This is a genomic window from Gimesia panareensis, from assembly GCF_007748155.1.
In the GTDB taxonomy this organism is placed as follows: domain Bacteria; phylum Planctomycetota; class Planctomycetia; order Planctomycetales; family Planctomycetaceae; genus Gimesia; species Gimesia panareensis.
Genome location: NZ_CP037421.1, coordinates 4,201,578 through 4,215,851 on the forward strand (window position 1 = coordinate 4,201,578; position 14,274 = coordinate 4,215,851).

A 14,274-nucleotide genomic window follows, 5' to 3' on the forward strand; every position below is an offset into this window, starting at 1 on the left:
TCGTTCACATCGTAGGTGGTGGGACTGAAGACCCCTTCCAGGAACGTTTCGGCGGCCAGGTTCAGGTGCGCGCCATTGGAGCCCGGAATTCCCGCAGGTGCCGCGGTCGCGAAGAACGGCAGACCGCCGGCGGTTTCGTTAATGTTCAGGGTGTCGTTGTCGTTCGAACCTAATACCGTGAAGGACAGGATATCCGCATCGTCGCCCGTGAAGAAGTTGCTGCCGTTAATATCGATCAGCAGGTTCGTTCCACCGGCATCCAGACCGACGTCAATCGTATCGTCGGCGGCGTTCTGGAAGCCCGAGAGGAACATGTCCAGCACCAGGTGATAAGACCCGCTGCCGTTGGTGTTGACGTCTTCAATGCTGGTGTAGCTCACTGCCTGCTCGGTATCGGGAGCCAGGAAGTTGAACGTTCCGGAACCAGGGCCGGTCCCCAGGGTCAATGCCGGGTCAGCAGCCAGACCGCTGAAATCAAGGTTCAGTGTGTCGCCCGGTCCCGGCAAAGTGGGATCGCCACCATTGATGGTAATCGGCGAATCTTCCGTAGGCAAAATGTTGAATGTATCGGCATCGTCACCTCCATTGATGGTGGTGAGAGTCCCAATCACATTCCCCAGCAGGTCCACGGTGGCACCGGCACCGTCGGTAATCGGATCGACGTTGATCTCAATCGTTTTCTTGGCCCGGATCGTCGACCCTGAAGAGAGCAGGAAATCATCGCCGGAATTCAGGACCACCCCAAAATTAACCGACCTCACGGTCACGCCACTATTAATGGTGAGATCATCGCCCGGACCGGCGGTATCGGTTGAGGTCAATGTGACCGTCCCGGCACCAGTCACATTGCTGTTGACGGTCAGGGGACTGGAAGCCGTCACAGACAGGAAACCAAGCCCTGCTGTCACACCGGACACTCCCCCAACATCACCAATGATCAACGCACCGGTGTTACTGATGGCAACATCATCGATATGAGAATAAACAGCAAGCGTGTTGACCTGAATATCAAGGTCTCCGTCCCCAGTAAAATTACCAATATCGTTCTCGGCCTCCAGGCTAAGCTGATCAGCGATGATCAGTGGTGATTCACCGGCTGTATTATCGGTGATCTCGTCCACTCGCGAATAGATCGTCACCACACCACCGGCACTTTGCAGATTGGCAATCAGCACCCGATTTAAAGCGGCTACATCGAGCGAACCTCCATGGGCATTCACCAGACCTCCATCGGCCTGGGTAAATGCACCACCGCCGACACTGTTTGCATCAGCGGTCAGTGTTACAATGGCAGCTGATGTAGTATCGATCACTGCAGCAGCATTCAAAGTCAAATCATTGTAGGCCAGCAGGTCGATGGCTCCGCCGTTGGTCTGTACGGTGGAGTTTACGTTGAGATTAATATATGCCTCCAGAGTGACTGAAGAAGCGGCTCCCGTAGCCTCGACGGTGGCATCCACATCGAGATCATCATCGCTATGAATGGAAATCTCACCCGCGGCCTGAACCCCGCCGGCAAAGGTGCCCCCCCCGATATCCAGACTTAATTGACTATCGATGTAAAAGCCACCAGTGGTACTTTCCCCGACAATAGTGCCGGAGAACGTATCCAGGGCTTTTACGCTGCTGCCGACACCCGTGTAACCGCGGAACCGCGTTTCTTCGGCGATAGCGTTTAATCCACTACCATTATTATCCAGAATCGCCCCTCCGGTAGAAAGGACATCAATGGTTCCCACAGAGCCAAGCAACTGGCTGAGCAGGATATCACCACTGGCAATGATCTCAATATCTTCATAGTAAGAATTAACAACAGTCCCGCTTAACATGGTGATTGAATCTGCAGATTCAATTGACAACAGGTTATTTTCATTTTTGACAGACTCGTTGATCAATAACTGACCGGTGACGAACAGATCGATTCCGTCTACTGACTGCAGACCCGTAATTGCCCCAATACCCCCAATGGTGAGGGGATTCGTATTGGTGCTGTTGAGGGTGATCACTCCACCGGCGTCTGCTTCCAGATTGTCGACATTAATGTCAACCGCATCACCGGAAGCCCCGACATCAACAGTGGCAGTCAAGACAGCTGTCGCGGCGGTCAAATCATCAGCGGCACTTGATCCACCATCGGTAATGGAACCTCCGGTCGCGTTGATGACCGCATTACCGGTTGTGGTCACATCCTGATCAAAGACAACGTTGCCACTGTCTACGGCCAGATCGCCTGAGTCAATGTCAGTCGCACTGGTCTGGAATGTCGTCGTGTCATCGACGCCTGCATTGACTATCAGGTTTGCATCAAATGTGCTGTCCAGACCTTCTATATTTACGGAATCGATTCCACTACCCCCGGCCACTTCCGTGTTGATCGTCAGTGTGCCAGTCGGATGTATGAAGACGACCGATTCACCCAGGGTGGAAGCAATCTGGGATTCGCCATCGCCCACATCGCCGTCATCGGACAGCGTGATGGTTTCAGCACCGCCGGTATAACTGAAGATACGGTCGGTCGCGGTGGTTGTGTTCACGATCGGTTCCAGACCGGTATAGGTAATCGTGGCGGTCGGTTGCCCATCGTAGAAGATGGCACCATCATTGGCATTGTCGAAGCGATGTTCGACAGTCGTTGCGGTCCCACCGTGGATCTCCAGTGTATCTCCGTCGACCTGGCCCCCGCCGTTAAAGAAGATGCCTCCTGTCGGATTGAATATCCCTCCCGTGGGGTTGTTGATAATCAGCTTATCATCACCGTCCCCACCGTTGAATGTGAACGCGGTTATCCCGTTGAAACTGATCTCAGGCCCCCCATTGATCCGATAGGTACCGGAATTCGCCCCCGTGGCGTTAATGGTCAGGGTATCATCAGAGGCGGTCCCATCGATAACAATTTCTGCACCGACGGTAAACGTTTCAATTTCGTCATAAAACACATTTGCGTATCCGCCGGTCACTGTAACGGCACCGCCATCGGGGCCATTTGGTATCACCGTCTCAGTTTCTCCCAGTGGAATGATATAGCTCAACGAATCTCCCGGCGAAGCAGGCAGGTTGGGATCTCCCCCAAAGATGTGAATTTCGATCGCATCGTCCGGGAAGACGGTGATATTATCGTCCCCTTCATGAGTATCAACATTCAATCTGTCGATATTTTGCACATCGATCGAGAGTAGTGTGGGATCAATCGAAACATTGAGTGCACTTCCATGTGCACCGATGCTGGTGTTATCGACTCCTGAAGTTCCGTGGACGGTGACAGAATCGCTAATAGAGGATCCCTGCCCGTCGATGACGACACCGCCGGTCATGCCTGTAAAGTCCACCTGTTTGGCCGGGGTCGAGACAGTCCCACTACCGGTGGCTGCCGCCCCCGGTGTTGCAGCAAAGATATCGTTAACACCAGCGCGTCCCAGAATGGTCAGGCTGTCTGCTCCTCCTGCAGAAGCCAGGCTAACATCAGGATATGCCACGGTTTCGACACTGATGTCATCTGCTCTCGTGCCTGTCGTCAATGAAATATTATCCAGGGTGGTAAAACTGAAATCAACCACTCCGACACCGGTAATATCGCCGGCACCGGTTGGGGATGAGACATAGTTCATATTGATCGTATCGGCGGTTGTGTCTCCCGAATCATCCAAAACCAGTGAGTCAGTACCACTGCCGCCCAGAAATTTGAATGCACTCAGGATACCGTCAACGGTTCCACCATCGTTTGCTGTACCACCATTATCATCAATGACAATCAGGTCATCACTTGATCCCCCCAGGAACTGAATTCCGTCTGGTGCGGACAGGATTCCAAACAGATACGCTGTTCCCCCATCCGCATCAACTGCCCCCAGCGAGCCTGCATCAATATAATGATACATGCTCGTCGCGGCGCTCACAGTGACACCGGTTGACACAGTCAGAATATCACCAGCGCTCAGATTAACGTTCGCAGTGTTACTGGTGACATCCGCATTGATGGTGAGATCATTGCCTGTGCCCGCATCGTCATCCGCTGTCAGAAAGACTTGCTTCTCAGCAACTATGTTCTCACTGACAGTCATTGCTCCCGCTGAATGAATTGAAATCACTCCATTCACTGACGTGAGTCCAGTCAGACCATCCACACTACCAATGACCAGATCACCGCTATTGATGAGCGAAATATCTCCCTCGGCTTCTGCTGAGATCGTATTTGCCTGAATTTCAATCCTGGCAGCACCAGAACCGATATAAAGGTTAGACTTCAAAGCCACCTGATTCGCGGTAATGTTATTATTATCATCATTATTATCGTAGATTGCACCGAGCGTAGAGGTAACTGACACATCACCACTAGTCGTCACCTGCCCCAGTTGAACAATCGAGCCAGTCAGATCGATATTCCCCGCGCCAGCATTGAGACTGCCGGTCGCTTCGATCACCAGAAATCCAATGGTTTCAATATCGATGTTGCCCGTGCTGGTAAACGCGTCTGCGATGGTAGCCAGACCATTATTCAGTTCAAAGTTTCCTGAACCGATGCCAGTCGCCCCTGTGACCTGGACATGGCCCCCATTGATAGTCAGGTCGGCATCGAAGGCAGCATCCAGACCCGTTATGAAAACATCATCCGCGTAAGGCAGGCCCGTCAGACTGTTATTGATCGTCAGTGATCCCGAGGGATTCAGGAAGCTGACCAGTTCACCCAGAGTCGAATCGATCTGAGATTGACCGGCCGGCCCGGCATCAGAAAGTGTGATCGTTTCATCACTACCGGTGTAGGTAAAGATCCGGTCTGACGCAGCAATGGTATCCGTGATGGGCTCAAGACCGGTGTATGTGATGGTAGCAGTAGTTTCGCCATCGAAGAAAATGCTGCCATCGCTGTCGTTGACAAAGCGATGCTCTACGGACGCAGCAGTGCCGCCGAGAATTTCGAGCTGATCGCCGCTGGTTTCGCCCCCAGAACCTCCGTTAAATGTAATGCCGTCCGCAGGATCAAATAGACCGCCCGCAGGATTATTGATCACCAGTCGATCGTCACCTTCGAGACCGTTAAAAGTGAAGTCGCTGAGACTGGAGAAGCTGACTACCGGGCCACTGTTTAACTGAAGAGTGCCTGAGTTGGCGTCGATGGCCGTGATTGTCAGCACATCGTCTCCACTGGTTCCATTCACCACCAGGCTGGACTCAAACGCCAGCTCTTCAATCTCGTCAAAGACAAGATCCTGATAGCCACCGGTCACAGAAATGCTGCCGCTATCCGGGCCAGTCAAGGAAAGTGAAGAACTTTCGCCGGATGGTGAAGCGAAAATCAGCGTATCGGCCGGGGAATCAGGAGCAGCAGGGTCGCCGCCGGTGACATTGATGATGGTGTCGACGCTCGGGGTGATCGTAAACGTGTCCGCGTCGTCCCCCCCATAGATTTCCACTGCGGCAGTACTTGAAACTGCTCCATACAGGTTAAACTGACCGCCTTCAGCGTCAGGGTCTGACACCCCATACGTATCCATCTGGATTTCGAGCGATGTGGCAGCGGAGATGGAGGAGGTCGCGTCCAGCAGGAAGTCATCACCGGCGAACAGGTAAATATTGGCGCTGGTTGATTCCACGGTGGCACCATTCGTTATCGACAGGTCATCGTCAGTGCCAGCGACATCATCTGTGTCCAGCGAAACGGTTTGCGAGGCCGTGATGTTCTCTGAAGCGGTAATCGCCCCCGCGTTATCAATCACCACAGTACCGTTGACTGCACTCAACCCAGAGAGTCCATTGTACGAACCGATTTCCAGATCGCCGGTGTTTTTAATGCGAATGTCACCAGTGGTTGAAACAGCAGCTAATAAATTAACCTGAGTTTCCAGTTCCGTTCCACTATCGGCAATGTCTCCCTGTGCCCGGAGTACTGCCTTGTCAGCAGTGATATTAATGTCGGTTCCGTTTGTGTCGATAATGCTTGCGTTAGTCGAAGTAACCTCAACATTACCTGTTGTCGTCAGTACTGAGAGAAAGATGAGCGTGTCTGCGGTCAAAGAAATATCGTCTGAGCCTGTGTTAATTTCCAAACCAGGCAGCATGTTGATAATTCCAGCGGAACTGGCTGTCAGCGCACCAGTCGAGATATCGCCTAATAAAGCGAGCTGATTACCGGCAGCCAGATCCAGAGTAAATGACCCATCCACAGTTCCTTCCAGAAACAGGTCGTTGCCGGAATCGATTGTCGTATCGGCTCCCAGGAACACATCACCAGAAAAATACTGAGTTCCCCCAGAGGTGATTGTGCCTCCATTTAAGTTAATGGTTTCCGTATTGAGTGAAAGTGTGTTTGCTGCTCCCAGAGACAATGCGGAATTGATATTAATTATGTCGCCGGCTCCGCCTTGACCATTAATCTCCAGGTTGGCCCCCAGGCCTGCGGCGAGAGAATCGACATTGATGGTGTCATCTCCGTCTCCAGTCAGAATCTGCAAGGTACCAGTTGGATTAGCAAAGGTCACCAGTTCCCCTGCTGTGGAATCGATTGAAGACTGCCCACCTCCAGCATCAGAGAGTGTGATCGTTTCCGCGGTATCGGAGTATTGGAATTTGCGTGCGGCAGCAGCGATCGTATCAACAATCGGTTCCAGTCCGGTGTAGCTGATCGTTGCGGTACTCTCATTGTTAAAATAAATACTGCCTTCACTGTCACTGATAAACCGCTGTTCGACTGATCCTGCAGTACCTCCCAGAATTTCCAGCGTATCTCCGTTGGTTTCACCGCCGGTGCCGCCGTTATAAATGATTCCATCGACCGGATCGAAGAGTCCGCCGGTGGGATTATTGATCACCAGACGATCATCACCTTCCAGACCATTGAAGGTCAGGTCGGTCAGATTGAAGAAATCAATCACGGGGCCATCATTGAGCTGATAGGTGCCGGAATTGGCATCGGTGGCAATGATCGTCAATACGTCATCGCCGGCTGTCCCCTCAATGGTCAAATTCTCATTGATCATCAGGCCTTCGATTTCATCGAAGGTGACATCTTTATATCCAGATGCAACATTCTCGATGGAAATGGTCCCCCCATCTGTCCCCGCAGGGGCCAGGAGAGCGACTTCATCGTGAGGAGTCAGGTAGGTCAGCGAATCACCGGGAGACATATCCGGATCACCGCCGAAGATGCTGAATGCTGTGACGGTATTGGGGGCGACAGTGATCTCATCGGCGTCGGACCCTGTAGTCAGAGTGACCTGATCCACGCCGGAAGCGAAGGCGAAATCAGCATCTCCCAATCCGGAAATCGTACCTGAGCCGGGTCCTGCGTTTGACAGATTAACCGTGTCCCCGGTCGTGTCTCCGGAATCATCCAGGATAAAGCTGTCGAAGCCTCCCAGACCATAGAAAGTGAAGGGAAATGGAATTGCATCCACGGTCCCTCCATCATTTGTTGTGCCGCCATTGCTGTCAATGATGGCCTGGTCATCGTCAAATCCGCCGGTAAGTTCCAGATTGAATCCGAGCAGCGTTCCATTCAGGTTGGCAGTTCCCCCGGCGCTGTCGTTCAGTCCCGCGGTTCCTGAATCAATAAACATGTGGACTTCGCCACCACTGACGGTAGCCCCCGAAGCCACGGTCAGGATATCTCCAGCGGTCAGACCGACGAAGCCTGAATTGCTGGTAACATTCGCATTGATCGTCAGGTCCTCACCAGCATTTGAAGTGTCCCAGGTGGCCAGGTCGACCGAATCGCTGGCATACACGTTTTCATCTACGGTCAGAGAACCGGACACTATCAGATCAATTACGCCTCCGGCTGCATTCAGACCAGACAGACCATCCACGGTGCCGATCGTTAAATCACCCATATTGGACAGAATCAGGTCACCCGTCGTATTGGTTGCCGCCAGTGTATTGGCCTGCATTTCGATGGAATGACCGCCTGATACACTTCTGAGGACAACCTGATCTGCGGTAATGTTTGTCGCAGTACTGTTGTTGTCAAAGATGCCAGTTGTGGTTGCTGTGACGGAAACATCCCCGGTGGTCTCCAGGTCCCTCAACAGGACCGAACTTCCGGTGAGGTTGATATCACTTGTCCCAGCGTTGATGCTGCCATTAAAGGTGGAAGATAACATCTGAATGGCACCAGTGGCGGTAATATCTACTGTTCCTGTCGTAGTCAGAGCGGCAGAAATCGTCGCCTGATCGACATTTAAATTCAGATTCCCTGAGAGAAAATCCAGATCGCGAATGAACTCAACATTGCCGCCATTGAGATTGAAATCGGCATCAAACCCAAGACCCAGATCATAAACGGTCAGTGTATCTGTACCCACGGTGCTGTTGATCGTGAGCGAATCTGACGGGTTTGAGAAAGAAACAGAAGGAGCACCATCGGAATTGACCGTGGTCCCAACCCCGAATTCGGCATCAGCGATGACGATATCTTCATCGCCTGTGGTCAATGTGAGAATTCGATCAGCGACTGAAACCTGATCTGTCACTTCGAAGACAGTCCCCACATTGACATAGCTGATCGTGGCAGTACTTTCCCCATCATAAAACACACTGCCATTGACACTGCTGACCAGCCGATGCTCGATGGTCGTCGCCTGCCCTCCGTTAATGTAGATGGTCCCCCCTCCAGCACCGCCATCATAATGCACACCATTGACCGGATCGAACAGAGCCCCCGTGGGATTATTGATGATGAAATGATCTAATCCGTCCATGCCATTGAAAGTAAAGTCAGTGATATTTGAGAAACTGACGATCGGACCGCCATTCAACTGGTAAGTCCCGGAATTGGAACTGGTGGCTGTGATCGTCAGCGTATCGCTGTTAAACGTACCATTGACGACCAGACTTTCTCCCATCGACAGGTTTTCAATTTCATCAAAGACTACATCCTGATAGCCCCCTGTAACAGAAATGGTGCCCCCATCAGTACCGTCAGGAGTCAAGGTCGTGGTTTCTGCGGATGGTGAGGAATAACGTAGTGTATCCCCGGGAGTACCTGTGGGATTACCTCCCCTGATATTAAATGCCGTATTTTCATTTGCACTGACACTGATATCATCTGCCTGAGTACTGGTCGCGAGAGTCAGATCTTCCAGATTCAGGAACCGGAAGTCGACCGATCCTGCCCCCGTCACATTCCCCTGTCCGGCACCAGTATTCGTAATGGCAATCGTATCTCCGGTTGTATCTCCCGAGTCGTCCATAATGACAGTATCATCACCGCTACCGAGATTAATGAACACTTTCGTTTCCAGCCCATCCAGCGTACCCCCATCGCCGGCGGCACCACCGTTGCTGTCAAACTGGACGCTGTCATTGTCCGTGTCCCCAAACACGAAGATCCCGATCGCCGGGTCGGCACGGAATGTCCCATTCAGCATGGCAACTGACCCAACGCCACTGTCCGCGTTGTCATTGTCCAGATAAAAACTCAGGGCATTGGCACTATCGACGGTCACCCCACTGGCGACATAGATATCATCACCAACATAAAAGGAAACAACGCCAATGTGACTGGTCACATCGGCGTTCACATTGATGTCTTCTCCGGCAGCGGCGGTGTCGATTGAGATCAACTGCGTATAGTTCGCATCAACGGGCGAATCAATTGTCAAAGCACCATTGGCCTTCATATTCAGAATGCCGCTGGTTGCAGTCGCACCGATCAGACCGTCGACTTCACCAATGATGAGATCGCTGCCATTGGTCACATACAGGTTCTCATTTTGTGAGATGATGGCAATCTGATCGACCTGAGTATCCAGGTGATCCAAAGCTTCGCCAATCCTTTCCGCAGCACGAATGGCCAGCTGATGCGCTGTGATATTACTGGTTTCTGCGGTGGAATTGTCCATTACCCCACCCGTGAGCGCCGTCAGGCGTACTTCCCCCGTCGTAGTGAGATTCGTCAGGGCGATATCAGTTCCTGCCGTCAGATCAATATCCGCAGCACCGGTGTTGATCGAGCCAGCGACCTGCCCCACCAGGCCACCGGCCGTGGCTGTCAGGGCCCCCGTGGTGACGTCATCGTAGAAGATCACATGACCGCCGGCAGAGACATTGAAGATATGATTTCCAGATACCGTAAAGTCAAAATAGACAGTGTCACCGGTGGAATTGACGATATTCGCATCTGCCCCCAGAACCACATCACCATGGAAGGACTGTGTCACACCGGCCCCACTGGTAGTGACATTTCCATTATTCAGATTGATCGTTTCTGCTGTCAGCAACAGGGACTGATCGCTGGCCAGACTCAGAGCGGTATTTACATTTAGAATGTCATTATCCGTTCCGCCCACAATTCGCAACTCGGCGCTGTAATCCGCTGCCAGGGAATCCAGATTGATTACATCATCCCCCGCACCGGCATCAAGCAACAGGATCCCGGATGGATCGAGAAATGTCAGCGATTCACCGGCCGTAGAATCAATCGTCGTCTGTCCGCTGCCTGCATCGGTAATTGTGATCGTTTCACTGGCACCACTGTAATTCAATGTCACATTGGTTGTGTTGACCGATGAGGTAATGGGCTCCAGCCCCGTATAGGACAGAAAATCAGTCAGGGAACCATTCAGCCGAAGACGACCATCTGAGGCATTATCAAAGTAATAGCCCATTGTGGTCAATGAGCCTCCGGTCAGATTCAGCGCATCATTTCCGCCTGTGCCTCCGTTGAAAACAACCTGCAGAGGAGTCGTTTCATCAATGCCGGTGAGATCGACTGTCAGCGTATCATCCTGTCCCGGCTCCCCTTCAATGACCAGTGGTCCTCCCAGCGCAGCGAGGGGCACGTTGTACAATACGTCACCGGTACCATCATCGGAGATCTGGACATTCTCGCCCACCAGGCGCAAAGTGTACTGGTCGGGCGATCCATTCACAGGGAGTGTGAACTGGGGAGTATCATCCTCGACAACAATGGCCACGTCGTTTCCGTCCCCGCCCGAGTAGGTCAGAAACGCACTCTGGCCTGTCACTCCCAGAAAATCGGTGAATTCATAACCGTCTGTGAGAAAAGTTGCAGTACCATCCAGAGTGAAGGTTCCGCTCATGGGAGTGGCTCCGGCATTCTGAAACAGGACGAACTGGTCGCCCGGCTGAGGGTCGTAGAGATCGGGGAGTGACAACGGAGTACTGACTACAGAGAAATCACCATTGACGGTAATCTGGTCATAGTCGGTGACGGCATCAGGTCCGGCAATCTGCATCACGATGGTATCGTCTGAATTTAACTTAAGATCACCGTTGATGATTACCTGCCCGACAGGATCACCGGGAAAGAGGGTTACGTTTTTATTAATCCCGGTAGACGTAGTATCCACATTGCCATTGTACGATCCCGGCAGTAGCAGGAGCGTTCCGCTGGTATTCACCAGATCGATGGCATTCTGAATTCTTGAACCGGAAGCGGGTTCGCCTCCCAGATCGTGCACGACTAATGTGTTGGCGCTGGGTTGAAAACCGGGTGCAGCACTCGTATCCGCCCCACTGCTCAGCAGGGAAGAAAAATCAATTCCCCCGTTCGTCGCGCCCAGTCCATCCACAACGCCCACAATCCCGGCGGCAATCAGCGCCGCGTCGGAAGTCCCCCACCAGTTGCGTGCTGCATCGAGATTGGGCTGTGTGTCCTGCTGGAAGAAAATCAGCCCGTCGTTATTGACGATGCTGTTATCACGAACAATCACATTCGTGGGCACACGAGGAGTGGTGGAAGTCCGGCCAATGCGAATGGCATAGTTGGTATCCGTTCCGGAATCCGCGGCGAGGTTATCGTGAATTGAGTTATTGGTGATCTGAATATTGTCAACCGTTTCACTGATGTAGACCACACCGTTATTACTCGTGCTGCCGCTGATCTCGTTTCCACTCACAACGACATTAGAACGCCCGACCGTGATCCCGTCCTGGAAGGAATCGTTAATCACATTGTTGATGATGTAGGAAGTTGTCGTGTTATAGATTCCTGAATAGTCATTGACCTTAATCCCGTCATTCAGATTCAGATGCCCCAGTTCCAGCAGGTTGCCTTCGATGGTGATCGCCTCGGAGTCGTCGACATAGATCGCCCCGTTGGTACTGAAAATGTGATCGAATTCATTGAAGCGGATGCTGCTGTTCGATGAACCGTCGTAATTGGCACCATCGCCGGCGGTGTCATGGATATAGTTATACTGAATCGCCGAATTCGTGGCCTGTTTGAGTTGAACCCCTTCATCACCTGAAGAATTCGAGATGATATTATTCTGAATGATCACCTGATCGACGGGACTGCCGCTGTAGACCAAATCGCCCGTACCATTGGTAATCACCAGCCCGTCCAGAGTGACATTATCTGCAGAAATCTGGAAGATTCGACTCAGACTCCCGCCACCATCGATAATGGTTTCGGTCGTATCATCCGTCTCGACGCGGGTCGAACTGCTGCCCGGCCGGGGGTCAACACCTGCCTGTGCCCCCTGAATAGTGACCGACTTATTGACGTTGATCGTCGCAGCGGGCGCGTAGGTTCCTGCAGCAATCACGATGGTTCCACCGTCGGCCACGTTATCAATCGCTTCCTGAATCGTAGCAAACGCGTCCACACCAAATTCCGATGCGGGACCGACGCCGTCAGGGTCCTGGCCGGCTACCGGGTTACTGAAATTGTCATCGACATATACGACTGCAGGGAGGCCTGAATATGTATCCGGACCAAACGCGTAAGCTGCTCCACTTTGAACGGTTCCAACAGCTCCGCCGTAATCATGCGTATTTTTCGAAGCACCGACAATCAATGACTCACCATCTAAGGCAAGTTCATATCCAAACAGGTCGTTGGCCTCAGAGTCTGGATCTGCGATTTTCTGTTCTACGGGTGTGGCCCAGCCACCTGAGCCATCGTATGCATAGACAGCGCCGATGTCGCTATCTGCCAATGGGGCACTGACGACGATCCGATCTCCACTGATCGCTGAATAGTAACCAAACCGGTCGCCAGAAACTCCATCGGAAGCAGTCAGACGCTTGAGTTGAGTCGGACTGGACCAGCCGGCTGAGCCGTCGTAGACATAAGCGGCTCCCCCGCCCGCTTCCAGCCAGGCCCCAATGACGGCAGTGTCACCATCGATGGCGACTGAGAAACCAAACTGCCCGTTATTTACAGAGGTCAATTTGGTTTTCTCATCCCAGGTGTCATCAGAAATATCACCGACCAGGGTCTGATCGTTACGTTCAAAGATATAAACGGCACCACTGTTGCCAGCCAGAGTATCATCGAGTGGCGTGCCTACCAGGATCGTATCGCCACTCATCGCCAGTGAAGTTCCAAAATTTGCACCAACTTCTGCATCACTGGCGGTGAGCGCAGATATCTGCACTGTGTTCCAGTTATCACTGGTATCAAACACATAGACGGCACCACTGGTGTCTCCAGCGATATCATCAAACCGGGCCGAGACGACAGCCGTGTTACCGCTGATCGCTACCTTGTTACCAAAGTTTTCGTTTTCTGCGCCTGTCCCCCCCGTCAGACTCAATGGTCGGGAAAGCGTTGTGGTATATGACCAGACATCATCTGATAAATCACCGGGAGTACTGAGAGGATCCGTGCGCGTATAAATGTAGGCGGATCCGAATGAGTCTCCCTCTGTCGCATAGCTGGCTGCGACGATCAGAGTATCACCATCAATATCGACCGACTCACCAAAATGATTGTTGAAAGGGTCTACTGGATTGGGGGACAGAATTGTGGAGTGGAAATCCCAGGTATCGTCGGATTGATCAACGGGAGTTCCCGAATCATTTCGAGTATAAAGATAGACCGCACCGGAATTGGAACCATTGACGTTGTTATCGCCCCCGGATCCAGACACCATCCAGTCGCCAGAGACCGCGACGGAACCGCCTGTATAATCATCCGCCTCGGGAGTCACCGCTGGATCTGGCAGCAATTGATCCTGCAAGGTAAATGTCGTCAGCAGGGTCCGATCTTCTAAGACCTCGGCTGTCGAAATCCGATTATCGACCACGGCCTGCCAGCGACGACGCAAGGCGCGGCGTTCACGTGAGCGATAAACAGGGCGTTTCAAAATACGGGACGTAAGATTACCCAGCCAGTTCGTTAGCAGCATCCTGTCAACTCCTCAGTCAGTCAGATCTTCGTTGGTCAAAAGGGATGCTTTTTAAGCCGGGATTCAATATGGCCTTTGATCCCCTATTTTGAATTTCTCCGTAAGTGCCAGCGATGAAGATGTTTGCAGATTCAAGCGGAAAATGAACAATTAACACCTATATACACCTATGACAGATATATCC

General features: G+C 52.3%; 1 protein-coding gene. It reads right to left on the bottom strand.

Annotated elements, in window-relative coordinates:
- A partial coding sequence (locus Enr10x_RS15595) for a right-handed parallel beta-helix repeat-containing protein (RefSeq protein ID WP_197997231.1) occupies positions 1-14,090 on the bottom strand: 14,090 nt, incomplete at its 3' end.
- Between the last annotated feature and the right edge of the window lie 184 nt (positions 14,091-14,274).